At 60.7% G+C, this 25,091-nt stretch carries 21 protein-coding genes and 1 pseudogene; 1 reads left to right on the forward strand and 21 read right to left on the reverse strand.

What is annotated here, in order from left to right:
- Nucleotides 1-337: 337 nt before the first annotated feature.
- The 3 genes and pseudogenes from SOP85_RS25410 to SOP85_RS25420 form a co-directional block, all read right to left on the reverse strand.
- Nucleotides 338-2,458: a TonB-dependent siderophore receptor gene (locus SOP85_RS25410; protein ID WP_406591141.1), complete on the reverse strand. Its 2,121-nt coding sequence runs from the start codon at nucleotides 2,456-2,458 to the stop codon at nucleotides 338-340.
- 492 nt (nucleotides 2,459-2,950) lie between these two features.
- Entirely contained in the window at nucleotides 2,951-3,352 is a 402-nt protein-coding gene (locus SOP85_RS25415; RefSeq protein ID WP_323628620.1) for a DUF4440 domain-containing protein, read from the reverse strand.
- A pseudogene (locus SOP85_RS25420) lies at nucleotides 3,333-4,701 on the reverse strand (MFS transporter). Before SOP85_RS25420 ends, SOP85_RS25415 begins: the two are co-directional and overlap by 20 nt.
- 106 nt (nucleotides 4,702-4,807) lie before the next feature.
- Here SOP85_RS25420 and SOP85_RS25425 point away from each other — a divergent pair.
- Nucleotides 4,808-5,695, forward strand: a complete 888-nt coding sequence (locus SOP85_RS25425; protein ID WP_323628621.1) for a LysR family transcriptional regulator — start codon at nucleotides 4,808-4,810, stop codon at nucleotides 5,693-5,695.
- Between the two features lie 191 nt (nucleotides 5,696-5,886).
- Here SOP85_RS25425 and SOP85_RS25430 read toward each other — a convergent pair whose 3' ends face one another.
- From SOP85_RS25430 to SOP85_RS25515, 18 genes are all read right to left on the reverse strand, one after another.
- Complete coding sequence (locus SOP85_RS25430; protein ID WP_323628623.1) at nucleotides 5,887-7,116, reverse strand: hypothetical protein; 1,230 nt, start codon at nucleotides 7,114-7,116, stop codon at nucleotides 5,887-5,889.
- 389 nt (nucleotides 7,117-7,505) lie between these two features.
- On the reverse strand, nucleotides 7,506-8,465 hold the full coding sequence (locus SOP85_RS25435; protein ID WP_008054889.1) for a PDR/VanB family oxidoreductase: 960 nt from the start codon (nucleotides 8,463-8,465) through the stop codon (nucleotides 7,506-7,508).
- 68 nt (nucleotides 8,466-8,533) lie between these two features.
- Nucleotides 8,534-9,568 carry an aromatic ring-hydroxylating dioxygenase subunit alpha gene (locus SOP85_RS25440; RefSeq protein ID WP_323607705.1) on the reverse strand — a complete coding sequence of 345 codons (1,035 nt, stop codon included), beginning with the start codon at nucleotides 9,566-9,568 and terminating at the stop codon, nucleotides 8,534-8,536.
- Nucleotides 9,569-9,589: 21 nt separating this feature from the next.
- On the reverse strand, nucleotides 9,590-9,817 hold the full coding sequence (locus tag SOP85_RS25445; RefSeq protein ID WP_274076418.1) for a recombinase-like helix-turn-helix domain-containing protein: 228 nt from the start codon (nucleotides 9,815-9,817) through the stop codon (nucleotides 9,590-9,592).
- Between the two features lie 101 nt (nucleotides 9,818-9,918).
- Nucleotides 9,919-11,061 carry an FAD-dependent monooxygenase gene (locus tag SOP85_RS25450; protein WP_323628625.1) on the reverse strand — a complete coding sequence of 381 codons (1,143 nt, stop codon included), beginning with the start codon at nucleotides 11,059-11,061 and terminating at the stop codon, nucleotides 9,919-9,921.
- A gap of 13 nt (nucleotides 11,062-11,074) precedes the next feature.
- Nucleotides 11,075-12,040 carry a VOC family protein gene (locus SOP85_RS25455; RefSeq protein ID WP_323607706.1) on the reverse strand — a complete coding sequence of 322 codons (966 nt, stop codon included), beginning with the start codon at nucleotides 12,038-12,040 and terminating at the stop codon, nucleotides 11,075-11,077.
- Entirely contained in the window at nucleotides 12,037-13,533 is a 1,497-nt protein-coding gene (locus SOP85_RS25460) for an aldehyde dehydrogenase (protein ID WP_323628628.1), read from the reverse strand. Before SOP85_RS25460 ends, SOP85_RS25455 begins: the two co-directional genes overlap by 4 nt.
- A gap of 9 nt (nucleotides 13,534-13,542) precedes the next feature.
- A complete protein-coding gene (locus SOP85_RS25465; protein ID WP_274076422.1) occupies nucleotides 13,543-14,346 on the reverse strand; it encodes an aspartate dehydrogenase in 804 nt (267 codons plus the stop codon).
- 10 nt (nucleotides 14,347-14,356) lie between these two features.
- Nucleotides 14,357-16,039 (reverse strand): thiamine pyrophosphate-binding protein, encoded by a 1,683-nt coding sequence (locus SOP85_RS25470; protein ID WP_323628629.1) that lies wholly within the window; start codon nucleotides 16,037-16,039, stop codon nucleotides 14,357-14,359.
- Complete coding sequence (locus tag SOP85_RS25475) at nucleotides 16,032-16,829, reverse strand: SDR family oxidoreductase (protein WP_323628630.1); 798 nt, start codon at nucleotides 16,827-16,829, stop codon at nucleotides 16,032-16,034. The genes SOP85_RS25470 and SOP85_RS25475 overlap by 8 nt, the downstream gene beginning before the upstream one ends.
- A 1-nt stretch (nucleotide 16,830) precedes the next feature.
- Nucleotides 16,831-17,667: an IclR family transcriptional regulator gene (locus SOP85_RS25480; protein WP_008054905.1), complete on the reverse strand. Its 837-nt coding sequence runs from the start codon at nucleotides 17,665-17,667 to the stop codon at nucleotides 16,831-16,833.
- Nucleotides 17,664-18,548, reverse strand: a complete 885-nt coding sequence (locus tag SOP85_RS25485; protein ID WP_323628631.1) for an alpha/beta fold hydrolase — start codon at nucleotides 18,546-18,548, stop codon at nucleotides 17,664-17,666. The genes SOP85_RS25480 and SOP85_RS25485 overlap by 4 nt, the downstream gene beginning before the upstream one ends.
- A gap of 4 nt (nucleotides 18,549-18,552) precedes the next feature.
- Nucleotides 18,553-19,092: a cupin domain-containing protein gene (locus SOP85_RS25490; protein ID WP_274076426.1), complete on the reverse strand. Its 540-nt coding sequence runs from the start codon at nucleotides 19,090-19,092 to the stop codon at nucleotides 18,553-18,555.
- Between the two features lie 18 nt (nucleotides 19,093-19,110).
- Nucleotides 19,111-19,878, reverse strand: a complete 768-nt coding sequence (locus SOP85_RS25495; protein WP_274076427.1) for an SDR family oxidoreductase — start codon at nucleotides 19,876-19,878, stop codon at nucleotides 19,111-19,113.
- A complete protein-coding gene (locus SOP85_RS25500) occupies nucleotides 19,875-20,651 on the reverse strand; it encodes an ABC transporter permease (RefSeq protein ID WP_274076428.1) in 777 nt (258 codons plus the stop codon). The genes SOP85_RS25495 and SOP85_RS25500 overlap by 4 nt, the downstream gene beginning before the upstream one ends.
- A gap of 28 nt (nucleotides 20,652-20,679) precedes the next feature.
- Nucleotides 20,680-21,681 carry an ABC transporter substrate-binding protein gene (locus SOP85_RS25505; protein WP_274076429.1) on the reverse strand — a complete coding sequence of 334 codons (1,002 nt, stop codon included), beginning with the start codon at nucleotides 21,679-21,681 and terminating at the stop codon, nucleotides 20,680-20,682.
- A 36-nt stretch (nucleotides 21,682-21,717) separates the two neighbouring features.
- Entirely contained in the window at nucleotides 21,718-22,554 is an 837-nt protein-coding gene (locus SOP85_RS25510; protein WP_323628647.1) for an ABC transporter ATP-binding protein, read from the reverse strand.
- A 360-nt stretch (nucleotides 22,555-22,914) separates the two neighbouring features.
- Nucleotides 22,915-25,071 (reverse strand): amylo-alpha-1,6-glucosidase, encoded by a 2,157-nt coding sequence (locus tag SOP85_RS25515; RefSeq protein WP_323628632.1) that lies wholly within the window; start codon nucleotides 25,069-25,071, stop codon nucleotides 22,915-22,917.
- Nucleotides 25,072-25,091 lie beyond the last annotated feature (20 nt).

Genomic DNA, 25,091 nt, shown 5'->3' on the forward strand with positions numbered 1-25,091 from the left:
CACACATCTGTAGGAGCCGGCTTGCTGGCGATGCGAGGGTGAAGCTGCTGCCGTCTTCGCTGGCAAGCCAGCTTCTACAGGTTTTGCGGGTGTATGTCGGGTTTGCGGCGCGACACACCTCTGTAGGAGCCGGCTTGCTGGCGATGCGAGGGTGAAGCTGCTGCCGTCTTCGCTGGCAAGCCAGCTCCTACAGGTTTTTCGGGTGTATGTCGGGTTTGCGGTGCGACACACCTCTGTAGGAGCCGGCTTGCTGGCGATGCGAGGGTGAAGCTGCTGCCGTCTTCGCTGCGATACGGCGACCGACAAGCCAGCTCGAATCAAAGCTGGTATTGGCAAATCAGAAGCTGTATTTGGCCGTAAGCATGTAGTTTCTCGGATTGCCGTAGGTATCGGTGGAGCCCCAGGTCACGTCGTAGCCAATGGCCGAGTAATACGTGCGGTCAAAGATGTTGTTGGCATTGAGTTGCAGGTCAAGGTGCTTGTTGACCTCATAACCGGCCATCAGGTCAGTCACCGCATAGCTGCCTTGTTCAATGCGATAGCTGCCATCGGTGAGCGCCACATCGTTGTACATACGGCTCTGCCAGTAAAGGTTGCCACCGACGCGAAGCTTCTCGAGCGGGCCTTGCAGGCGGTAGACGGTCGAGAGTTTGAACAGATTCTCAGGTTGGTCCGGAGTGAAGCGCTGGTTGTTGTTCGCCGGATCCGAATCCTTCTTGTAGCGGGCACGGGTATAGGTGTAGCCGGCTCCCACTTGCCAGTTCGGGGACAGGGCACCCTGCAATTCCAGATCAAGCCCTTGGCTGCGTACCAGGCCGGAGGATTCATAACAGGTCATTTCCGGGCAGCCCGCCTGATTGTCGGCGACGCTGGCGCGGTTCTTCTGATCAATCTGGAACACGGCCAGGCTGGCGTTCAGGGCACCGTCGAAGTACTCGCCCTTGATGCCGAGTTCGTAGTTTTCACCCACGATAGGGTCAAGCACCTTGCCGGAAATGTCCTTTGAGGTCTGCGGGGTGAAGATGTCGGTATAACTGGCGTAGACCGAGTAGTTGTCATTGAGTCGATAGATCAGGCCCGCGTAGCGCGTGACGTTGCGGGTGACTTTGTAGTCGCCTTCGCCCGTCCGGTTGTCATAGTCATACCAGTCCAGTCGCCCCCCGAGGATCAAGGTCAGCGGGTCGGCAAGGCTCAGCCGCGTGGTCAGGTAGACGCCGTCCTGGCTGGTGACTTCGTGGCTGTCGCCGCTGTGCACGAAATCCGGTTTAGGCGCGCCAATGGGCCACGACAGCGCATAGGGGCTGTATTCGCGGGTTTGCAGATTGACTTCGCGTCTGCTCGCACCCACCACCAGTTCATGGGTACGACCGAAGGCTTCGAAGGGGCCGCTGGCGAACCCGTCGAACGCCGTCTGGTCTTCTTCGGGTTTCGATTGGTAGGCCGTGGTCGCGAGCGAGCCGGAGTAGCGCGACAGATAAGTGCCGGAGAACACGGCGTCCTGCCAGGATTTGGTAGCCGCCAGGTTCAGGCCCCAGCCATTGTCGAAGCGATGCTTGACTTCACCGTACAGGGTGTTGATTTCCTGTTTCTTGTTTTCCCAATCGGTGCCCGGGTAGGTGGAGCGTGGCAAATCCAGATGGTGGCCGTCAGTACCGATAGGAAGGCCGCCCCAGAAGAAGTTGGTCTGGTCTTCCTGACGGGAAAAGCTCAGGGTCGCGGTGGTGTCTTCGCTCAGGTCGGCCTCACCGATCGCATAGAACAAACCGTGATTGGATTCTTCCTTGTCGCGAAAACTGTTCGCATCCTGATAGGTGCCTACCACGCGACCACGCAGAGTGCCGTTTTCGTTCAGCGGGCCCGAAGCGTCAATCTGTCCACGATAGTCATCCCAACTGCCAGCCGCGCCGGTCAAGGTTACTTGCGGGGTCGCGGTCGGGCGTTTGCGCACCATGTTGATGGCCGCCGATGGATTGCCGCTGCCGGTGACCAGGCCTGTCGCGCCACGAATGATCTCGACCCGGTCGAACATCGCCAGGTTTGGCTGCACACCGACGTTCCATCCGGTGTACGAACTGGGCAGGCCGTCGTACATGATGTTGTCGATGTCGAAACCGCGCGAACTGTAGGTCTGTCGGCCAGGGCCACTCGACTGATTGAGGAACAGCCCCGGAGTTGCCTTGACGACATCGTTGACGCTGGTCATCGCCTGATCGTCCATGCGCTGGCGTGTGATCACTGTCACTGCCTGTGGGGTTTCTCGCATGGACAGCGGCAGTTTGGTGGCGGTCGACATTTCACCCGTGGTGTACGAGCCCGTGCCCTCGGTGGTTTGACCCAACTGGTCGGCGCTGACGTTCACTGCGCCAAGCGTCAAGACATGCTGATCGCTGGATGGCTCATCGGATGCTGCAGTGGTGGTCGCTTCTTGTGCGACTACAAAAGGCGAGGCGCTTGCCAGGGCGACGGCAACGGCGAGAGGGCGGGGCCAAAAAAGTTGCACGCAGAATTCTCCTTACAAAAGGGATTGCAGTTCGTTGAGCAGGAAGTGGAATTTCAGCAGCGGCGGGTGAGCCGTTTTGCGCTACAAGGCGGAGGTGGGGCTTGCACAAAAGCTGATGAGATTACTTGTGATAATCATTCTCAATAGTGTGCCAGATTGGATCCTGGGAAAAAAGCCCTGTTTACCAATTGGTTAACGAAATTTTCACATTCGCAGGGTTTGTCGCAGGGGGGCGGCGAGGTCCAAGACGTTATCTACAGGGGCGTGCGTCCTCATCTGTAGGAACTGCCGGAGGCTGCGATCTTTTGATCTGGCTTTTTAAAAGATCGCAGCCTCGTTGCACTCGACAGCTCCTACAGGAGGGAATGCGTATTCACCTGTAGACGGGAAAGGACGCGAGGGGAAAGAGGATCGGGAAAGAGGGGGAAAGGGCACGGATTTATTTTCCCGCTAGCCTAGCGGCGTTTCATGGAGGTAGATCCATTGGGCGTTGTGGTGATGCATGCCAATGATCGCCACCGAAACCCGTGAGCTTTCGTGCTGGCCGAGGCGATGGGTTTCCTTGTAGCGAATCGCCACGCTGTTGCCTTCCTGCCAGACCGTCTGCAGCTCGCTGATGACGATCTCCAAGCCTGGCTTGGCGCCAACTGCACCTTTGAACATCTGCTCGACCGTCGCCCGGCTGACAATGGCGGCCGAGGTGGTGACCATGGTGAAGTGCTCGGCAAAGGCCGATATCAGTGGTTCCAGCGTGGCCTGGCCCTTACCGTTTGCGTCGGTGAACAGGGTGTGGATCAGCTCGTGCACGTGATGAATGCTGTGGTGCGCCTGTTCAACTATTTTGTTGTGCATGACAGTCCTTTTTTAGTGTTCAACTGACTCAGTTGAAAGAGTGGGCACAGGCCCAGCAGCGCGGCGACGGCAAAGGTCATGTGGTAGGCCTGGGTGGTATCGAAATGCTTCGAGAGCAGGTTGAAAACCATCAGGAAGAAGGCAGCGCCGATGCTGAATGACATCTGTCGGTTGATGTTCCAGATGACACTGGCCTTGTGGGTGTCATAGCCCTCGAAGTCCATCAGCGACGTGGTTTGTGCTGTGTTGGCACCGATGCCGCCGCCGATCCCCATCAAGCTGTAGGCGATGACGATCACCAGAGAGTCTGCGGAATCGTTCACCAGTAACAGGGTGGCAATGCCGGCACTGTGCAAGAGCATGCCGAGGGCAAACAGCCGCTTGGCGCCCATCCGGTTATAGACCCGGCCACAGATCAGCATCGCGATGAATGCGCCGAAGGCGTAGAGGATCATGAACATCCCTGTCAGTCGGGCGCTGAAGTGCAGGGTGTTTTGCAGGAAGAAGATGCTCATAAGGTTGACCCCCGTGAACACACCGGGAATCGCGTAATAGATAAAGATGGAGGTGCTGAGTTTTTTGCTTTTGAGCAGGCTCAGTTCAATGATCGGATTTTTGCAGTTGCGGTAGTGAAACCCGTACAGCACGACGAACGTAAAGCCTGCCATGACGAAGAGGGCGGCCAACCATGCCGCAGCGTCACCGCCGTACAACGACAAGCCCATCAGCAGGCTGCCGAGCGCGGCGCTGACCAGTAGCAAGCCCTTGATGTCGGGTCTGGGCAAAGTCGTTGGTCGCGCTTCGTTGATCCAGAACCATGACAGCCATGCCGCGATCAGTGAGAACGGGATATTGCTGTAGAACACCCAGCGCCAGGAGCTACTGTCGACGATGATGCCGCCTATGGTCGGTGAAATGGCAGGCGCAATCAGGGCAACGGCCATGACCAACGTGGATATCTTCGCCCGCTGCTCGCCCTTGAACAGGTTGAACGTCAGTGCCTGACCGACAGGAATCAACAGGCCGCCGCCAATCCCCTGGACGAAGCGCCAGATCACCAGCTCGTTGAAACTGTTGGCCAGCCCACACATCCACACGGAGGCGGTAAACACGATCATCGAGACGGTGAGGATTTCCCGACTGCCACAACGACCGGCCAACCAGGTGCTGACCGGAATGATCAGTGTCAGCCCCAGAATATAAGCATTAGCCACCCAGGCAACGTCTGAAGTACTGACGTGCAGCGCTGCCGATATACTCGGTAATGCGACCGCTGACATAAAGATGTTAGTGCAGTCTATAAAAAAGCCGATCAGAAATATCAGTGCAACTTTGTAGCGGTAGGTCATGTTGTTTCCCCTTTGCCGCATAGCATAGGGTCGGTGGACTTGAACTGTCGATGCGATTATCCTTGAAACAATGTTTGACGGGATTTGACAGTGAGCCCATATTTCCATGCACACTCATCTTAATCGGGTCCAGACATTCCTGGCCGTGGTCGATTTTGGTTCTTACACCAAGGCCGCCAATTACCTGAACATCAGCAAGGCCATGGCCAGCCTGCACGTCAAGGCGCTGGAGGACGTGCTGTCAGCGACCTTGTTAATTAGAAATACCCGAAATATATCCCTCACGGAAATCGGTCAGGACTTTTATGAAGAATTCAAAGGCATTGTCGCAGACATCGATAATGCCTTCGATAACGTATTGAAAGGGCATGATCGGGTGTCCGGCAAGTTGCGCTTCAGTTCCACCAGTGAATACGGCGAGGCCTATATTCTTCCGTTGATACCGCAGTTTATAGAGCGCTACCCGGAAATAAAAATCTGCTATAACTTCAACTCGTCACTCAATGATCTGGTGGCGGAAAAGTTGGACCTGGTCATCCGTCTGGGCAATTTGGCGGACTCGGCTTTCAAGAGCCGTAAACTGGCCGATTATGAAGTTGTAATGGTGGCTACCGAGGCGTTTCTTGCCCGTCACCCGGTGCAGAATCCTCGGGACCTGAACTCGGTGCCGTGGATCGCCAACAGCAACCTGCAGGCACCGACCCAGTGGACACTGCGCCATCCGCACCTGGGGACTGTCGAGATCAACGGGGTTAATCAGTTTGAATCCAACTCTTCCACGGCCATCCGCTCCATGACCTTGTCGTCCCTGGGTGTCTCGGTGCTGCCCGCTTGGCTGGTCAAGGATGACATCGCCAGCAAGCGGCTGATCCGTTTGCTGCCGGACTATTCGTTGCCCTCGCAGTCAGTCAACGTGGTATTCCCCAATAGCCCGCATTTGCCCCATAAATCGAGGGCGTTCATTGATTTCCTGTTGCTGCATCTGTCGCAGTAAAGCACCCGATAAAAGCCGCTGAATCGAAAGATTCAGGGGCTTTCGTTTACCCGATACCCGCTTGCTGCGGGCTGAGATCGCCATCGCCGGCAAGCCGGGCTCCTACAGGTTTTGCGTCAACCCGAATTCCGAACGACGCGCCTCGATCCGTAGGAACCGCAGGTTGCGATCTTTGATCTGGCTTTGAAGATTCAAAAGTAATATCCAATATTGACGTTCGTCCGGTAGTACCACTCATTACTGCCCACCGAACTGGTATTGGTAAACCCCGTGCCATTCTCTGCGCCGCCATAGGGGTTGGCGTTTTTCGCCCAGGTGAAATCGACCCACGCCATGATCGGCATCGCCAGGAACTGCGCGCCCACGGTGTACATTTGCGAGTCGTCCCAGCCGCTCTCGTCTTTCATCATGCGGCTGTAGTCGTTGTACAGTTTGATCTTCTTCAAGGGTCCCAGTTTCGGCGTCGGGATGTCGTAGGCGACGTTCAGCGAAGCGATGGTGGCCTTGGCGGCAATCAGGTAGGCGGGCGTCAGGCCGTTGCTGCCCATCAGTATTGAGTTGTCGCTGACGCGTGCCGGGTTTTTCGGGTCGTATTCGTAGCGAATGCCCTGGGTGCTGACGGTCCACTGGCCGGCGTTGATGATGGCGTGGATGCCGCCGGCCCAGTAGTCGCCATCGTCCCTGGTGGTGGCGTTGTAGAGCTGGGCGGTGGCCAGCGATGCGCCGAGTTCGGTCTTCCAGCCATCGTTGACAAAGGTCCGGGCGACGCGGGCGTTGAGCTGGTTGTGTTTCTCGTTGTCCTGGCGCGACTGGGTGAAGGGGATGGCATTGTCCTTTAAGTCGGCATAGCGCCCGACTTCCGGCGAGTAGCGGATGTCGGACGGTAACATGCGCGGGAAGTAGCCTAGTTGCAGGTCCCAGTCTTTGTCCTTGTAGCTGTACTTCAAACCGGTGCCGGCGCTGACGCCGTAACCCATGAAGAACGGCAGGTGATAGCTCCAGCCGAATTGCGGATAAGGTTCCAGCCCGAACGGTTTGAACGGCGCGCCCACCTGCAGATTGGAGTTGGCGTTCAGGCGATAGCCGACGAAGCCGCGATCGATGGAGCGTTTGCCGTCGTCCTGGAACCAGTAGCCGACATCGCTGTAGAGGTTCTTGTAAGTCGCTTGCACATCGATGCGGAAGGTGTCGAACAGAAACCGCCCGTTGTTTTCGGTGGTGTCCCAATGCTCGTCGCGGTAGTTGGTGCGCAAGGCGCCGCCGATGTCCAGGCTGCTCTGGCCGTCATCGCTTCGCCAGGCGATATGCGGAAACGGCTTCTTGCCGGTGGTCGAGGTCACGGGGGCGGCAGGGCCGGGTTCGCCGGCGAAACTGACGCAACTGCTGATGATTAGTCCCAGGCCTATAACGTACTTCTTCATGCTGACTCCCCTGCGAAGTTGAGCACTGCAAAGTGACCGGCAACACTTTCCCGCTCGCCTTAAAGTGGCAATAAAGGGAAGGCTCATGTGTTGCTCTTATGCAGTGTGTTTTTTGTTTGGGTTGTTTCGTAGGTAATACGGTGTCTGACCTATGAACCTGTCAGGGATAGAGCAGAAACCATGCCAGTACCGGCCTGGATCGTTGCTTAGTAAAAAATCCAGGTAAAACAATTGTTTATATGGGAAACGCGTTTTTATGTATTGCCTGCGAAACAGCGCGTTCAGGGGGTAACCAAAGTGCACGTTAGTTGTGCGGCGATTACTTTCCGCGCATTAAAAAGGCCGGCTAAAAAGCCGGCCTGTTCAAGGGATGAAATAACGCAAAGTGACTACAGGTCGAGTACCAGTCGCCGGCTCTTGCACCCCGATACACAGACCATCATGGATTTGTTCGCGGCACGTTCGGCTTTGGTCAGCACGCCGTCACGGTGGTCGACATCACCTTCCAGGACGCGTGTTTCACACGAACCGCACACCCCCTCGCGACAGCTGTGCTCGATGTCACAACCGGCCTCGAGCAGCACGTCGAGCAAGCTCAGACCCGGCTCGATGGACAACGTCTTGCCGGACTTTTTCAGCTCCACGCTGTAACTGCTCTGTGCGTCTTCGGACGGCGGCAGTTCAGCCGCGGCAAATCGCTCGATGTGTGCATGGGGATAGCCGAGGCCTTCGCAGGTGCTTTCGAACGCGTCGAGCATCGGCGTCGGACCGCAGCAGTAAAAATGCGTGTCGTCGGGCTGGCCAGCCAGGTAGGCGCTGAGGTCTGGCGGCATGCCTTTTTCGTCGTTGAAGTGGTAGACCACCTTGGCGCTCAAGCCGCTGAGTTCTTCCACCAGTGCGGCTTCCTGGCGCGAACGGGCGCAGTAGATCAGCTCGGCGGATTTGCCCAGGGCCAACAGCTGGCGGAACATGCAGTAGATCGGCGTGATACCGATACCACCGGCCACCAGCACGCTGTGCCTGGCGCTCAGGTCGAGCTGGAAGTTGTTGCGCGGCGACGAGATCGGCAGTTGCATGCCGACCCGCAATTGCCCGTGCACATATTCCGAACCGCCACGGCTGTTGCGATCACGCAGGATGCCGACCACATAGCGGCCACGGTCGCTCGGCGAGTTGAGCAACGAGTAGCTGCGCACCAGGCCGTTGGGCAGGTGCAGATCAATATGCGAGCCGGCTTCGAACGGGGCGAACACGGTGTCGCCGTAGGGCCGCAACTCGACGCTGATGATGCCTTCGGCTTCGTAGCGCAAGGTGTGCACGAGCGCGGTGATAGGGGAGGAATGGGACATCGGTCACCTCTTTTCGACAGTTCGCAAATCGACACACACGCCGGCCAGAACACAATGCACGATCAGGTTCATGGCAACTGCTTCGCGTCGATCAGCTCAAGCTGAGCCTTGGCAGCGTTTTTCAGGTAGCGACGCAGGCGCACCACACCGAGGTCATGCTGGTAGAGGTTCTCCCGCTGGTTGGCGTCCGGTTCCATGAATTCGAGCAGCACCCGATCCTGTTCCAGCACCGCCCAGTGGCGGGCTTCCAGACGGTTTTTGTAGAGGAAGCGCCAGGTGTCGCGCTGCCAGCCGGTCAGTGGCCGGCAACGCCAGTGGAACACTGCCGACAAGGAGGTGCTGCTCGGCGTGTAGCTACCGATGATGGTGAAGTTGCCGCCCGGGCCGCCGGTTTTCGGGTAAGGGATTTCCAGGCGCAGCCAGTGGCAGCTGTCGTCCATGAATTCGGTCCAGTCGAAGTTCACCCCGCGCTGGCCTTCTTTCTCGAAGAAGAAACCCTTGTCGGTGTCACGGGTGACGAATTTGGCGGTGGCTTCGCCTTCACTCATGGAGTGCGACATCTTGTGCAGGTAAGTGCCGTGCATCGGGTCCATGACGTTGTCGATGACATAGCGGTAGTCGCCTTGCCACTCGGCGTAGCACAGGAAGCTGCTCCACTCCGGGGAGCTCAGTTGCTCGGGCAGCACCAGTTCCGGCGGATTTTCAACGTGCGGTTCGACGGCGTTGTAGAGAAAGATTGCGCCGGCGGCTTCACGGGTGTGGAACATGCGGGTCGGGCGGCTGCCTTCGAGTTTGCAACCGGGGCTGCCGGGGACCTTGGTGACGGTGCCGTCGCAGCGCACTTCGACGCCGTGGTAAGGGCACTGCAGGCGGTCGCCCAGCACCGGTCCCTGGGACAACGGCGCGCCGCGATGCGGGCAGTGGTCTTCGAGGGCATGCACGCTGCCGTCATTGTCGCGCCACAGGGCGATCTTGTAGCCCAGTCGACGGATCGACACCGGCTTCTCGCCCAGTTGGTCAGAGGGCAGGACGGGGAACCAGAGGTTCTTCAAGCCGTTTGCCAGGAGGTGTTCTACAGGATCGACGGTTGTGTTCATGTTCATTTTTTATTTACCTCCGGCGGGTCATTCGCCCAGCCGAGCCATCAGGGTTTTATAGGCGTCTGGTGTCCACTCACCGGTGGTCAGCGGGCAGGGCGGCCCAGCCAGGTTCAGGTGCGCGAGCAGCTCGGGCAACTCGGTCACGCCGTTGCCGAAGGCGCGTTCGATGGAATCGCCGAGCAGATCCTCGAACTGGGTATTGGGGCGTTTACGGGCCTGATGCGGCTCCAGGCAGGGTTCGGTATTGCGCATCTCAAGGACCTCCATTGCGTACCCGTTCGCGGATCATTTCGCGCACGGGAATAAAGTCATACGAGGGCATCGGCAAGTTTTCACCGAGGCCCGTGTCACGTTCAGGCCGCGTTCGGTGTCGGCACTGTCCAGGCGTCATAGCCGTAAACCCAATCGGCGTTGCCACCGTCTTTGAGCCATTGATTGCCACGCGAGCCGATCTGGATCTGGCTGGTGCGTTGCAGTCTCGCCTGCTGGTAAGCCTGCAGAGCATCAGCAATCCGAGCCTTGCTGTTCAGCCCCTGCAGATGGCGCGCGAGCACCACGGCATCTTCGATTGCCTGGCCGGCACCTTGAGCCATGAACGGCATCATCGGATGGCAAGCGTCGCCCAGCAGGGTCATCGAACCTTTGGACCAGAACGGCAACGGATCGCGTTCATACAGCGCGGTCTTTAGCACGTCGCTGCAGGCATCGAGCAAGGCACGGGCATCCGGATGGAAGTCCCGATAGTGGCTACGCAATTCATCGGCATCCCCGGCGCTGGTCCAGGACTCTTCATGCCAGCTGTCCTGTGCGGTGGTGGCGAAGATGAAAATGTCCCGGCCTTGATTCAGCGGAAAGGTCACGATCTGGCTTTGCGGGGTCGGCCCCCACCATTTGGTGAACGCCTGAATGTCCGGCACATGCGCGACGCTGTCGGCCGGCACAACGGCGCGGTAGGCGACCACTCCGGTAAAACGTGGTTGCTCATCACCGAACAGCGCATTGCGCACCACCGAATGAATGCCGTCAGCGCCGATCAACAGATCGGTGAGGTGGCGGCTGCCATCCTTGAAGTGCAATTCGATACCGTCTGTGGTTTGCAACACGCGCTCGGCGCGCTTGGCAAACTGCACTTGTTCTTGCGGGAAGACATTGGCCAGTGCGGCCAACAGGTCGGCGCGGTGGATGGTCAGTTGCGGCGCGCCGTATTTCTGTTCGGCGGCATTGGACATTTCCAGGCGCGAGGTTTCCACGCCGCTGTCCCACATCCGGCTGATCCGGTGAGTGGGACGAGCAGCGGGAATACGCACTGCTGGACCGACACCCAACCCATCCAGGGCATGCACGGCGTTAGGTGTCAGGTTGATGTCGGCTCCGACCCGCAAAAAGGCTTTGGACTGTTCGAACACGGTGACGTTATGGCCGACACGGTGCAGAGCAATGGCGGCGGTCAGTCCACCGATCCCGGCGCCGGCAATGGCGATATTCAGCGAAGACATGTACGACTCCTGCTCAGGACTTGGGTTTATCGGTGAGGAACTTGCCCTTCGGCGCCTCGACGTTTTGCTGGCGGCGGGTATTGCCGTCGATGCCGCCGGCAATCGCCCATTCGGCGAAGACGGTCGGCCCGGGTTCGAAGGTGCGTGGCTGCCATTCGCCGGTCAGTTGGTCTTCGTCGGCGTAGTACTCGACCAGTGCGCCGGCCGGGTTCTTGAAGTACCAGAAGAACGCCGACGACACCGGGTGGCGCCCCGGGCCGATTTCCGTGGCCCAGCCGCTGCGGGAAATGTGCATGCCGCCACCGAACACTTCGTGCACATCGCGCACGGTGAAGGCGACGTGGTTGAGGCCGGCGCGCGGGGCGGGCAGTTGCAGCATGAACAGGTCGTGGTGACCGCCTTCTTCAGCGGTGCGCAGGAACGCGCCGCGATCCGGATAACGGTCCGAGGCCTGGAAGCCGAAGCGTTCGTGATAGAAGGCTTCGCAGGCGTTGACGTCCTTGACGAAAAACACCACATGCCCGACTTCGATCGGCGTGGCGCGGTCGTAGATCGGCGCGGCCTTGTTGATCCGGCCCTTGGTTTGCCAGGTGTTGTGGCCGCTGCACTCGATGTCCAGTTCGCGCTTGCGGGTCACTTGCAGGCGGATCGCCAGGCCATTGGGGTCGGTGCAGCCGATACGACCGTTGGCTTCGATGAAGCCCGGGTCGTTGGCGATGCGTTCGCTGTAGAGCTTGAGGTCGGCGTCGCTTTCGACGCCCCAGACCACTTCGCGCACCGTCGAGCCGGGCTCGATGGCCGGCGGCAGGCCAGCCTTGTCGATGTCGGCGAGCACCACGCGGCAACCGTTGAGGGTTTCGAAGATCACCTCGTCAGCCTGCTCGCTGACTTTGCTCAGGCCCCAGTCACTGAAGAACCGTGCGCTGGTCTCCAGGTCTTCGACACCGTAGGTGACTTCATCAATGCCTAAAACGCTCATAACCCCACCTCACGTTGCACACTGGCCCAGGCCAGTGGCTGTTCATTCATGCCCCAATAAAGGCTTTTCTGTTCCATGTACTGCAGGATGCCCAGGCGACCTTTTTCACGGCCCAGGCCGCTGTCGCGCCAGCCACCGAACGGGGTGGAAATCGAGAACTGCTTGTAGGTGTTGATCCACACCGTACCGGCCTGGATTTTTCGACCCAGGGCCCAGGCGCGCTTGTAGTCGCGGGTCCAGATGCCGGCAGCGAGGGCGTACAGGCTGTCGTTGGCCTGCTCGAGCAATTGCGCTTCGTCGTCGAACGGCATGGCCACCAGCACCGGGCCGAAGATTTCTTCCTGGCACACCTGCTGGCTGTTGTTCAGACCTTCGAGGATGGTCGGCGGATAGTAGTAACCCTGATCAAAAACACCGCCGCTCGGACGCTGGCCTCCGAGCAGCAGGCGTCCGCCTTCAGCCAGCCCGAGTGCCACATAACGTTCCACAGATTCACGGTGAGCGGCGCTGATCAGCGGGCCCATTTGCGTGTGCTCATCCGCCGGATCACCGACCCGCAGCTCGGCCGCCGCCGCCACCAGCCGCGTCATGAACGGCTTGTACAGCGCGCGGGCGACGAACAGGCGCGAACCGGCGATGCAGGCTTCTCCCGAAGAACTGAAGATGCCGTACAACACACCGGCCACCGCGTGGTCGAGGTCGGCGTCTTCCAGGACGATGGTCGGCGATTTGCCGCCCAGTTCCAGGGACACTGGCATCATCTTGTCGGCGGCGATGTGGGCAATGTGCTTGCCGGTCCTGGTGCCGCCGGTGAACGACACGCGCTTGACCAGCGGGTGACGAGTCAGCGCATCGCCAAGCAGCGAACCCTTGCCCGGCAACACGCTGAGCAGGCCTTTGGGCAACCCGGCGTCTTCGCAGATGCGCGCCAGCTGCAAGGCCATCAGCGGAGTGATTTCCGCCGGCTTGATCACCACCGCGTTGCCGGCCGCCAGCGCCGGGGCGACTTTCTGCGCTTCGCTGGCAATCGGTGAGTTCCATGGCGTGATCGCGGCGATCACGCCCATCGGCTCGTAAACGCTCATGCTGACGAAATCACCACGCGATGGCGTAATGGTTTCTTCGAGGGTTTCGCAGGCCGAGGCAAAGAACTGGAAGGTGCCGGCGGCGCTGGCCACCAGGGCTCGGGTTTCGTTGATCGGCTTGCCATTGTCCTGGCGCTGCAACTGCGCCAGTTCTTCGCTGCGCTCACGGATCAGCTCGGCGATGCGATAGAGCACGCCGGCGCGTTCATGGGGTTTGCGCTGCGCCCAGCCGCTGTGCAGAAACGCCTGGTGGGCGCCTTGCACGGCGTCTTCCACGTCTTCGACACTGGCGGCGTTGAGCCAGGCCACGGCTTCGCCGGTGGCCGGGTAGCAGGTGGCGTAACGCTCACCGCGCCCCAGTCGCCACTGGCCGGCAATGCAGATCGGTAAAGTCTGTTCGAGAGTCATCGCAGTTTCCTAGATCGAAATCGCGTGGGCGTGGTTGCCCAAGGCGCGGACGACGCTGTAGACGGTCAACGCCGAAGTCTTCGGGTTGGCCAGCAGCGGTTTGCCACGCAGGCTCAGTTCGAACCCGCCAAAGGCGCCACGGGCTTCGAAGTGATGCACGTTCTCCTCGCTCAGCGGGTCGGCGATCAGGGTCACGTGGGTGCGATCCAGGCCGAGCCCGGCCAGCGACAAGGTCGCGGCGACGTTGGCGTTTTTCGGGTAGAGGCGGGCCGCTTCGCGGGCGCTGCCCTGGAAAATCACCGTGGCTTCGGTGAGGCTGTCGAGGTCGAAGGCCTGCTCCGCCGGGGTGTTTTTCCAGGCGCGCGCCGGTTTGCGTCCGGTGTAGTCGACCGAGTCCAGGCCGCCGACCTTGGCCGCCGACAAGGCGTCGATGCCGCCGATGGCGCCGGGCAGCAATTCGATGCGGGTCTGACCGCGTTCGGCCGCCGCTTCCAGGCGCTCCACCAGGCCCACTTCGGACAGCGCGCCGACCGAGACGATCAGGCAGGCAATGCCCCGCTCCAGGGCCGGCAACACGTGTTCTTCGATGGCCTTGTGGCCGGCGCACTCGACCAGCAGGTCGGGGCGCGCGTCGGCCGGCAAGGCCGTGAGCACCTGCGGCGGTTGTTTGAAACTGGCCAGCCGCTGGCGTACCAGCTCTTCGGAACCGGCCGAGGCGATGACGTAGTCGACGCACAACTGCGGGTCTTTCTCCAGCAGTTCGAGTACGCCGACGCCAATGGCACCGCAGCCGATCATGGTGATATGCAGCATGACGAAGTCCTCAGGCCGTGGCTTTCTGCGCTTTGGTTTCGCTGTTGGGCGGACCGGCGAACTGGGTGGCAAAACTGCCGACGCTGAGCATGTCCACTTCCAGCAGGAACGGGCCGGGTTGCGCCAGCGCACCGTCGACGACCTTGCCGAAATCCTTGAGGTCGGTGACCAGGCCATGGCGCAGGTTCAGCGATTCGGCCAGCTTGGAATAATCCGGCGTGTGCAGGTCGACGTAGCAATGGCGACTGCCGTACACCGCGTCCTGGATGTTGCGGATCACCCCGTAGCGCTGGTCGTTCATCAGCAGGATCACCACGTTGGCGTTCTCTTGCACCAGCGTCGCCAGCTCGCCAAGGTTGAGGATGAAACCGCCGTCACCGGCCAGGGCGAAGACCTTGCGCTCAGGTGCGGTTTCCGCTGCCGCCACGGCCGCGCCGATGCCCATCGACAGACCCTGGCCAATGCCACCGCCCAATGCATGCACGCCGGACCGTGGGTGGTACAACGTCAGCAGGCGGTTGCCCCAGATGCTGTTGGACAGCGTGACGTCGCGCACCCAGGAGAAGTTGCGTCCGGTGAGCGCTTGCAGCTGTTCGACCATGGCCGAGTACGGGCCGAGGTCGGCGATCAGTTGCGTGCGGGATTTTTCACGCACTTGCTTGAGCTCGGCGAGGAAGGTCGGGTCGATCTGCAGGCGACCTTCCAGGCGATCGGCCAGGCCTTCGAGCGCCAGCGCCGAATCACCGCAGATGAACAGCTCGCTGTTGTAGCTGCGCCCTTCGATGGCCGGGTTGGCGTCGATGCGCAGGGTATTGCGTGGCAGCTTCAGCGCGTACTTGAACGTCTCGTTGCTGCGCAGGCGTGAACCAGCGATCAGCAGGGCGTCGCAGCTTTGCAGGAACTGCTCGACCAGTTTGTTTTGCGAGAAGGCACCGAGGCAGCGTTCGTCATCTTCATTGACCACACCGCGACCCTGGGTCGAGGTGATCACGCCGACGCCCATGTCCAGCAGGCGCTTGACCTGCGGGCCGGCATGCCGCGCGCCGCCGCCGAGCCACAACAGCGGGCGGGTGGCCGTGGCCAGGCGCTCGGCCACCAGGTCCAGCGCTTCCGGTGCAGGCACGGCCACCGGAATCGGCAACGGCGACAGGTCGGTGGGCATCGGGATGAAGGTCGACTGGATGTCGATCGGGATTTCCACGCTCACCGGGCCGGTCGGCGCGGTCAGGGCGGTCTGCACGGCCAGCTTCATGGTGCTGAGTGCGGTTTCGACGCTGCGCACGCGGAACGCCGCCTTGGACACCGCCTTGAGCATGGTCAGCTGATCCCGGGCTTCGTGGATGTAGGCGAAATCCTGGTCCAGGTACGGCGTTTCGATCTGCCCGGTGATGTGCAACAGCGGCGTGCCGGCGGTCAGCGCTTCGACCATCGCCCCCGCCGCGTTACCCGCCGCAGTGCCGGTGGACGTCAGGCACACACCCAGGCCACCGGTGGTGCGGGCATAGGCGTCGGCCATGTTGGTCGCGCCGGCTTCACCGCGGGCCATGACGAAGCGGATGTTGCCGCGCACGGCGAACGCATCGAGTATCGGCATGTTGTGGATCGAGATCACTCCGAACGCGGCCTTGACCTCGCATTGCTCGAGAAACGCGGTGATGGCAGCGCCAACGGTGACAGTATTTTCATTACGCATGGCGGGACAGGCCTCCAGAAACATCGATATGGCTGCCTGTGGTGTAAGCCGACAGAGGCGAGGCCAGGAACAGGATTGCGCGGGCCGCTTCGATCGGCAGGCCCAGGCGCCCCAGGGGAATATGTTTGCGTTGTGCCAGCTGGGCGGTCCATTGGCCCCAGTCCAGCTCCCGTTCTTCGCGGGCTTCGAAACGCCGGCGCCATTGCCCGGACTCGACCAGGCCAATGAGGATGCCGTTGACCCGAATGCCATCGACGGCAAATTCGGTGGCCATCGAGCGCACCAGGTTCATCACCCCGGCGCGCGCGGCCGAGGTGGCGACCATGTGCGGTTCCGGCTGGCTGGCCAGCAGCGAGTTGACACAGACGATGGCGGCGTTGGCCTGACCTTGCAGCTGAGCCTTGAAGGCGCGGACCGGGTTGATCACCGAGAAGAATTTCAGATTCAGTTCTTCGGTCCAGGCGCTGTCGGTGGTGTCGGCGAAGGTCGACACGCGACCTTGGCCGGCGTTGTTGATCAGCACGCTGGCGGGTCCGAGGGCAGCAAGGCTGGCGGCGGCGAAGGCATTCACCGAGTCGGCGTCCAGGACGTTGCAGACCTGGGCGAGCAAGCGCGCCAGGGGAAAACGTTCACGCAACTGGTCTTCGGCGCTGCGCAGGCGATCTTCGTCGCGACCGCAGAAGGCCACGGCCGCACCGGCCTCGAGCAGCAGCTCGACACAGGCCAGGCCGATGCCCGATGAGCCGCCGGTGACGATCGCGGTGCTGTCCTGCAGTTGATAGAGACTCATTTCAATCCCTCATCAGGGCCGTTACGCGGTTGTGGCCGTCGTGGCCGGTCGCGCTGTTGTAATCGAGCAACCGCGACAGTTCGTCGGCGCTGCGCCGTACCTGCAGGAGCAATTCGTTAAAGTTGACGTGGGCGATCTGCGTAGTCGGAATGGTCACGCCCAGCGCCGCGACGATCTGCCCGGATTGATCGCGCACCGGCGCGGCCACCGAGGAAATCGCCGACTCGAAGAAGCCTTCGCCGCTGACAAATCCGCGTTGGCGGTCGGCCTGGACCATGTCGAACAGCTCCATCACGGTCTTTGGCGTGCACGGCGAAAACTGTTCCAGATGATCTTCCGGGTAGAGTTCGCGCAACTCGGCCAGCGACAGGTCTTCGAGCAGGATGCGCCCGAGCACGGTGGCGTGGGCGGGCAGTCGCGTGCCGACGTTCACCGCGCTGGAGAACACTGACGGCGGCGAGACTTTGGCCACGTAGACGATCGAGCGGCCGTCGCGCACCACCAGGTTGCTCGGGTAGTTGAGGCGGTCGCACAGGCGGGCCAGCAGCGGCTGGCCGAGCTCGGTCAGTTCCAGTGAGGCAAGGTATTCGAAGCCCAGGCGCAGCACCGACATGCCGAGGCGGTATTCGTTGCCGCTGCGGGTGACGAAGCCCATGGTTTCCAGCGTCGTCAGCAGGCGAAAGATGGTCGAGCGCGGCAGCGACAGACGCCGGGCCAGTTCCGGCGCGGTCAGCGTGCGGTTGCGCCGGCTGAATTCGCACAGCAGCAGCAGGCCGCGCTCCAGGCCCGGCACGATGTATTTGTCCTGAGCGTCCTTCAGCAGATCTGAATCGTTCATAGCGATGCACCTGTCAGGGATTCTTCGATGGCGCAGGCCAGGCGGCCCGCCACCACACTAGGTTGTTCGATGGGACTGGCGTGTCCGGCATCGTTGATAAGCTCGAAAGTGCCGCCCAGGGCCTTGGCCAGGGTCTGGCAGCTTTCGGGAACGGTGATGCCGTCGGCGTCGCCGCAATGCACTTCGCAAGGCATGGTCAGCGGTGCATGGCGCAGCAGGTCGTCACCGCATAGCAGTTCGATGGCCTGGCGATAACCCTCGGGATTGAGTCGCGCCATGTTCCACTGCACCCAGGCCTGTGCCTGTGGGCTGGCCGCCGGGGAGAGCATGTAGGCACTGCGTTGCTCGGCCATCTGTTGAATGCCCAGCTGTTCCAGGGCCTGCAGGCGTTTGTCGCGCACTTGCTGGCGCTGCACGGCGCGCGCTGGATGCCCGTAGCCCTGGGCCGGGCTGATCAACACCAGGCGGCTGATGCGTTGTTGCTGCACGCCGCTGGCGAAAGCGACGGCGGTAATCGCCCCGAGTGAATGACCCACCAGCACGCAGCGCTGGATGCCCAGGGCGTCGAGCATCTGCAGCAGCCGTTCGGCATAATCCGATGCATCCGGAGCCAGGGCTCGCAGCGGCGTCGAATCGCCGTAGCCCGGCGCGTCCCAGGCAATCACCCGGGCGTTGCGGCCCAGTTCCTGCGCCACCGCCAACCACGACGCCGAGCCCGAGCCGATCCCGTGCAACAACACAATGGCCGGCCCGCTTCCGCATTCGCGAAAGGCCTGGCGAGCACCGGCGAGCTCAAGCAGGCGCTGCGGGAAGTGCAGGGCCAGCTGCGCCTGGAGATCGGCGGTGAGCGACGGAGCGTGATGATCGATGGCGTGCGACATGGGCTTATCCGCGCTTGATCGAGGCCAGGGGGTGTTCTGGCGGGTAGGTCGGGGTCAGCGGTTTTTTCGCGCCGAGCATCACGCACATCAACGCGTCTTCATCGCCGATGTTGATCTCTTCGCGGTACACGCCGGGCGGCACGGAAATCACGTCGCGGTCGGTGAGGATGGTTTCGAACCGCTCGCCGTCCTTCTCGATCACCACCTTGAGTTTGCCGCGCAGCACGAAGAACACCTCTTCGACGTCGGTGTGCAGGTGCGGCGGGCCTTCGTGACCGGCCGGAATCACCATGGTCGAAAACGTGAAGTTCTCCGACGGGATGGTATTCATGTCCGAGGTCACGCCGGTGCCACCGGTGCCGATGTAGCGCATTTGTGCGCGGCGGAATTTCGGGTCGTAGTCGGCCTGGAATTTCAGGGCGTTCCAGTCGTACTTGCGGGTCTCATAACGGGCGATGCGGGTGTTCATCCAGCTTTCCAGATCACTGCCGGCGGGTTGTTCCCAGCTTTTCGGGGTTTGTTGCTGTGCTGATAAATCGGTCATGGCTGTCTCCAGATCAAGTCAAGGCATGACGAACCCGCCGTTGACCGGCAGGGTTTGTCCAGTGATGAAGCGGGCGAGGTCGGACAGCGCGAACAGCACGGCGCCGCTGACGTCCTCGGGAAGTTGTGGGCGTTGAATCGCCCGTTGATCGTTGTACAAACGGTGGCGCGCCTCGGGCACATAGGCCGTGGCTTCGACCAGCACCAGGCCGGGCGCGATGGCGTTGACCGTGATGTTGTCGGTCCCCAGTTCACGGGCCAGGCTGCGGGTCATGGCGATGATTGCGCCCTTGCTCGCGACATACGCCAGCAGGTTCGGCGCGCCCCACAGCGGGGTGTCGGACGCCAGGTTGACGATGGCGCCCTGGCCGCTGGCGCGCAGGGCCGGCAGGCACGCCTTGGTCATCAACCAGGTGCCGCGCACGTTGACTTGCATCACCTGGTCCCAGGTGTCCAGGGTCAGCTCTTCGCAGGTCTTGCCACCGGAATTGGTGATCGAGGCGTTGTTCACCAGTCCGTCCAACCCTCCGAGCAAACGGGTAGTTTCGGCGATGCAGGCGTCGATCGAATCCGGCTGCGCCAGGTCGACCGTGACGCCATGCACGTCCAGGCCTTCGGCGACCAGTTCGGCGGCCGATTGCTGCACGCGTTCGGCGAGGATGTCGGCGATCACCACCTGGGCACCGGCGCGGCCGATGGCCTGGGCAAAGGCGTAACCCAGTCCGCGGGCGCCACCGGTGACCAGTACGCGACGGCCTTCGAGCAAGCGATTGAAGGTGGTCATCATTGGGTACTCAACATGGCTTTGGGCATGTAGTGCAGGACGCGTTTTTCGCTCCAGACCACCGCGCCGTAGGCGAGCACACCGATCAGCGTGAGCATGACGATGGCGACGAACACGCCCGCGGTATTGCCTTGGCCTTCGGCATCGACCAGCAGGAAGCCCAGGCCCTGGTTACCGCCGACCAGTTCACCGACGGTGACGCCGATGACGGCCAGGGTCGAAGCAATGCGCAGGCCGGAGAACAGCGCGGCCATGGCCGAGGGGAACTCCACCAGGCGGAAGATCTGCCAGCGGCTGGCGTTCATGGTCCGCACCAGGTTGATCATGTCCGGGTCCACGGTGCGGATCGCCGACAGCACGTTGATCATCACCGGGAAGAACACGATCAGGATGGCGATCAGGATCTTCGGGTAGATGGTGTAGCCCAGCCACATGACGAACAGCGGGGCGAAGGCGACTTTCGGGGCGATCTGCAGCGCCAGGATGTACGGCGACAGCATGGCCTCGGCGGCGGGCGAGAGGCCCAGCGACACGCCGATCACCACACCGAGCAGGGCACCCAGGCCAAAACCGACGATGATTTCGAAGGCGGTGATCAGGGTGTGTTGCCAAAGGCCGCCGCTGTGCCACATCACCAGGCCTTCCTGGGCCACGCGGCTCAGCTGCGGCATGACGAATTCGGGCATGCCGAGCAATCCCGGGCCCCACTGCCAGAGCACCAGGAACAGGATCAGCAGGGCGACGCTGCCGAGCATGGAATTACTGAGGTTTTTCATCGTGTCGTTACCTTGTTGTCACTGGCCGTCATTGCGCGGCTGTTTGGGTGTCGATGAACTGGTTGGTGTACAGGTCGTCGAGCTTGGGCTCCTGGGTGACGATGCCTTCGCTGACATAGAACTGGCGGACCGCTTCGAGTCGCGCCGGATCGATTCGACCCAATACGGTCTGGTTGGCGTAGACATGCTCGACGTAGAGCTTGAAGATCTTCTCCAGCGAGTCTTCCTTGCCGGCATAGGCGGGTACTGCCTTGGCAAAGGTCACGGCGGCAGCCCGTGGGTCGGCAATGATGTCGCGCATGCCCTGCAGGGTTGCCTGGACCGCGCCGCGAACGATATCCGGGTGATTCTTGATCGCGTCGTCGGAGGCGAGGATCGACTGGGCCATGCTTTCGAAAATCTGCGACTGCGGTATCAGCTTGATCTTCAACCCGGCTTCTTCGGCGTTGACCACCCAGTCCGGCACACCGGCCATCGCCTCGGCTTTGTTGGCCGAGAACAATTGCCAGACACCGGCCGGGCCGGCGGCCTGGATGTTCACATCGTTCTTGCTCAGGCCAGCTTTGCGCAGGGAGGCGAGCAGGGCGTAGTAGGTGGTGTCCGAGTAGGACATCACCGTCATGGTCTTGCCCTTGAGGTCGCTGATGGAGTTGATGTTTTGCTCGGCATTGGTGGCGATCATGGTCACGCCGCCGGCACCCAGCACCGCGACCGCGCGCACCGGAATCCCGTTGGCCCGCACCACGATCGGGGTATCACCCAGGGCACCGCCGAGCATGGCGTTACCGGCGCCGATCTGTTTTGCCACGTCCACGCCACCCTTGGCGGCGATGAACTTCATGTTCAGGTTCTGGGCGGCGTAGTAACCCTTCTGCTGCGCGATGATCCACGGAGCGAAGGCCGGCAGGTTCGGTGGCGCCGGCAACAGGTAAGTCACGTCGGTCGACTGCGCCTGGGCGGCGAAGGCCATGCCCAGGCCGAGCGTGATGGCGGTGACCTGGCTGAAGCGTTGAAACAGAGACTTGAACATGCGTACTCCTAATCGGTTGCGTGCCTACAGGCGTGATCAATGCAGTTCGGTGTGTTCGCTGACTTGCAGCAACTCCATCAGGCGACCCACCAGCGGGCCGATCTCCGGCAGCTTGCGGCGCTCCAGCGGGTTGTCGCGAAACGGCAGGTCGATGGTGATTTCTTCGATGATGGTGCCGGGGCGGGCGCTCATGACCAGCAGCCGGTCAGACATGGCGATGCCTTCGATCAGGTCATGGGTAATGAACAGCGCGGTTTTCTTTTCATCGAACAGCATCCGCGCCATGTCCTGTTGCAGGATCATCTTGGTCTGCGCATCCAGCGCCGAGAACGGCTCGTCAAGGAACAGCACCTGCGGGTCGACGGCCAGGGTGCGGGCCAGGGCAGCGCGCTGGCGCATGCCGCCCGACAGCTGGAACGGGTAGTGGTCGGCAAAGCCTTGCAGGTGGCAACGATCGAGCAGATCTTCAGCCACGGCCTGACGCTTGGCGGCCGCCACACCTTGAATTTCCAGGCCCAGTTCGACGTTGCGGCGAATGCTGCGCCACGGCATCAACAGGTCTTTTTGCAGCATGAAGGCGACCTGGCGGACCGGGCCGGTGACCGCTTCACCGCCGACGAACACTTCGCCTTCGGAAGGGCGGTAGAGGCCGGAACCCATATTGAGGATGGTGCTCTTGCCGCAACCGGAAGGGCCGATGATCGACACCACTTCACCACGGCGGATCTTGAAATTGACCCCGCGAATGGCGAACGGCGCTTCGGGTTTTCCCTTGGCCGGGAAACATTTGCCGACATTGCGGAATTCAATCTCGGTGGGCTCCAGATCTTCCTTGGAAGCGGGTTTGTTCCATTGCGGGGCGACGGCGTACATCTCTTTCACAGCCATTGGGAAGGGTCTCTGGTCTGTTTTATAGGTGATACGGCGTTTAGTGCATGAACAATGCCAGAGATTGGCAAGGTCCTTATTTTGTTTAAAAAGCGTTTTAAATTAATGAGTTAGCTATTAATTTGAAAATTATCGACGTTTCATATATGAAACGTGGTTTCTTGTATGGCACGAAATTGCACATCGATCGTGCGAGGCTCGGGGATTTGCGAGGAGGTGGTGCTTTTTCAGGTAACGCTGAGGGTGGGTAAATGAGGAATTTGTTTTAAATGCGAAACGAACACAGGCCACTGTCGCCCTGCATCGCGCTGGGCTCTGCAAGGCGGATCGAAGTGGTGTGGCGTTTTAGAGTTTGACATCCAGGCGAATCAAATCCGGCCCTTGCTGCCGTTCGATATACGCAGCCACGCCGTCACCGATTCTCTGGAAACAAAGGTCGACGCAGTGCTCATTGAATCTCAGCTTGCGCACTTCCAGGCGATCGATGCCAATGGGAAGATGGGGGTGTCGAATGACCACACGGCGAGCTGCTGCATCAATGGTAATCCCCAGGCAGGCGTGCAGGAGCATGAACACTGAGCCAGCTGCCCAGGCCTGAGGTAAACAGGCCACCGGGTAAGCGACGGGTGTCTCGCCGGGGGCGCGCTTGAATCCGCAAAACAGCTCCGGTAATCGCATGCCGAAGAAGGCAGCCGCTTCGAACATTCCGCTCAGCAATCGGACAGCGCCAGTGTGTTCGCCGTATCGACTGATACCTGCTGCACACAGGGCGACATCGTGAGGCCAGACCGATCCATTGTGATAAGACATGGGGTTGAAGCGGACGGCCCCCGTTTCCAGCGTCCTGACGCCCCAGCCATTGTAGAAGGCGTTAGTGAGAAGTTGCTGTGCAACGGTCTTGCCTCGCTCAGCCGAAGGTAAGCCGGTAAACAGCAGATGACCCACGTTTGAGGCCCTCACTTCGCAACGCTCGCCGTTTCCGTCAAGGGCGAGTGCATAAAATTGCCGATCCTTCATCCAGAAGCAGCGTTCAACCGCCTCACGTAATTCGTTTGCACAGGTTTGCCAGTGTTCCGCTGCCTGGTTATCGCCTCGGCGCCTGGCCAATGTGCTCATGCTCAAATAAGCGCGCCAAGCGTAGCCCTGCACTTCCACCAACGCGATAGGCCCTTCAGGCGAGCGACCATCCTGGTGGAAAATGGAATCGTGGCTGTCTTTCCAGCCCTGATTGGCCAAACCGGTGAGTTCCCCTCGCTGGTAAGTGATAAAACCTTCGGCATTCCTTGATGCATTGTTTTCCATCCATGACGTTGCCAGTTCAAGTGCCGGCCATAGCACCTCGATGAGCGCCAGATCTTCGGTGCGTCGTACATAGGCGCCGGCCAACATCAGGAACAAGGGCGTTGTATCGACGCCTCCGTAATAGCGAGCAAAGGGTAATTCGTTGAGTCTCGACATTTCCCCCTGCCGCGTCTCATGCATGATCTTTCCCGGTTCGGCATCACGGAATGTCGAGGTTTCGGTGGCTTGATGCGCGGCCAGGTAGGCGAGTACTCCGCGCGCCAGTGAGGGGTTAAGCCACAGGGATTGATAGGCCGTGATGATGGCGTCACGTCCGAATGGCGTGGAGTACCAGGGAACGCCGGCATACGGATAGGGGCCAGTCGGAAGGTCTGCCGTCAGTAAGGCCAGGTCGGCACGGGATTTATTGAGCCAGGCCTGGAACAAGCGGCCTGAAGCTATGATGCGCGCGCCTCGTTGTTCTTTGTTGCGCATTGCACGGCAAGCCAGAGCGGCAGCGGATCGATAGCGCTGACGCCCCGGCTGCATGATGCTTGAACCGACCTCAATATAAAGCTCATGGCTTTTATGCGGGCCTATTTCAATTTGAAAGCTGGCATTGTCGCCGTTGATGTGCGTTGGCTCGGTGCAAAAGCTGATCGCCATGCTGCGCGGCTGTTTGTCCAGGCCCTCGTAGCACACGACGACCCCTTGTCTGGATACCTGCGGCTCGGAGAGTGTGCCGCGCAAAGGCCGGCTTTGACCGCGAACCTCGAACATATCCCGGAAGTCGCCGGCGAAACGCAAATTGATCGGCAACAGACTGGGTTGATCACTGTAATTGAACAGGCTGATGCACTCGAACATGCGTTCCTCCCAAAGGAAACGCTTGCGTCCGATATGGATAACGCCCTGTGGCGTGGTTTCTTCGCCTAACAGGGGCAGGGGATGATTGGTTAAATGAGAGATGAAGTAGACGTTGTCCTGGCTGACTGACGCGGACAGCAGGGATGGACGTTGTCCAGCGACACTCAACTGGTAGACGGAAAGGAGTCGGGTGTCGTGATGGAATAACCCTACGGCACCAGGCTCGATGTCACCGAATGCGTTGGCCACCAGGTAGGTGTTATGGTCGACCAGCACAAACAGGTTTTGAGCGCCTGGCTCATTGACGAGGGGGACTTGTTGCGGGGATTCAGGTGAACCGGATGTGATTGTCATGGGATTGGCCTGAAGGCATC

The organism is Pseudomonas sp. YuFO20 (assembly GCF_035064975.1).
GTDB classification, from domain to species: domain Bacteria; phylum Pseudomonadota; class Gammaproteobacteria; order Pseudomonadales; family Pseudomonadaceae; genus Aquipseudomonas; species Aquipseudomonas putida_AE.

Coding starts and splice junctions, on each gene's coding strand:
- SOP85_RS25475 (WP_323628630.1), bottom strand. CDS start 16,829: ATGAGTCTCTATCAACTGCAGGACAGCACCGCGATCGTCACCGGCGGC.
- SOP85_RS25455 (WP_323607706.1), bottom strand. CDS start 12,040: ATGAGCGTTTTAGGCATTGATGAAGTCACCTACGGTGTCGAAGACCTG.
- SOP85_RS25465 (WP_274076422.1), bottom strand. CDS start 14,346: ATGCTGCATATCACCATGATCGGCTGCGGTGCCATTGGCGTCGGCGTA.
- SOP85_RS25485 (WP_323628631.1), bottom strand. CDS start 18,548: ATGTCGCACGCCATCGATCATCACGCTCCGTCGCTCACCGCCGATCTC.
- SOP85_RS25515 (WP_323628632.1), bottom strand. CDS start 25,071: ATGACAATCACATCCGGTTCACCTGAATCCCCGCAACAAGTCCCCCTC.
- SOP85_RS25510 (WP_323628647.1), bottom strand. CDS start 22,554: ATGTACGCCGTCGCCCCGCAATGGAACAAACCCGCTTCCAAGGAAGAT.
- SOP85_RS25500 (WP_274076428.1), bottom strand. CDS start 20,651: ATGAAAAACCTCAGTAATTCCATGCTCGGCAGCGTCGCCCTGCTGATC.
- SOP85_RS25495 (WP_274076427.1), bottom strand. CDS start 19,878: ATGATGACCACCTTCAATCGCTTGCTCGAAGGCCGTCGCGTACTGGTC.
- SOP85_RS25450 (WP_323628625.1), bottom strand. CDS start 11,061: ATGTCTTCGCTGAATATCGCCATTGCCGGCGCCGGGATCGGTGGACTG.
- SOP85_RS25415 (WP_323628620.1), bottom strand. CDS start 3,352: ATGCACAACAAAATAGTTGAACAGGCGCACCACAGCATTCATCACGTG.
- SOP85_RS25425 (WP_323628621.1), top strand. CDS start 4,808: ATGCACACTCATCTTAATCGGGTCCAGACATTCCTGGCCGTGGTCGAT.
- SOP85_RS25460 (WP_323628628.1), bottom strand. CDS start 13,533: ATGACTCTCGAACAGACTTTACCGATCTGCATTGCCGGCCAGTGGCGA.
- SOP85_RS25430 (WP_323628623.1), bottom strand. CDS start 7,116: ATGAAGAAGTACGTTATAGGCCTGGGACTAATCATCAGCAGTTGCGTC.
- SOP85_RS25440 (WP_323607705.1), bottom strand. CDS start 9,568: ATGAACATGAACACAACCGTCGATCCTGTAGAACACCTCCTGGCAAAC.
- SOP85_RS25445 (WP_274076418.1), bottom strand. CDS start 9,817: ATGCGCAATACCGAACCCTGCCTGGAGCCGCATCAGGCCCGTAAACGC.
- SOP85_RS25490 (WP_274076426.1), bottom strand. CDS start 19,092: ATGACCGATTTATCAGCACAGCAACAAACCCCGAAAAGCTGGGAACAA.
- SOP85_RS25505 (WP_274076429.1), bottom strand. CDS start 21,681: ATGTTCAAGTCTCTGTTTCAACGCTTCAGCCAGGTCACCGCCATCACG.
- SOP85_RS25435 (WP_008054889.1), bottom strand. CDS start 8,465: ATGTCCCATTCCTCCCCTATCACCGCGCTCGTGCACACCTTGCGCTAC.
- SOP85_RS25470 (WP_323628629.1), bottom strand. CDS start 16,039: ATGCGTAATGAAAATACTGTCACCGTTGGCGCTGCCATCACCGCGTTT.
- SOP85_RS25480 (WP_008054905.1), bottom strand. CDS start 17,667: ATGAACGATTCAGATCTGCTGAAGGACGCTCAGGACAAATACATCGTG.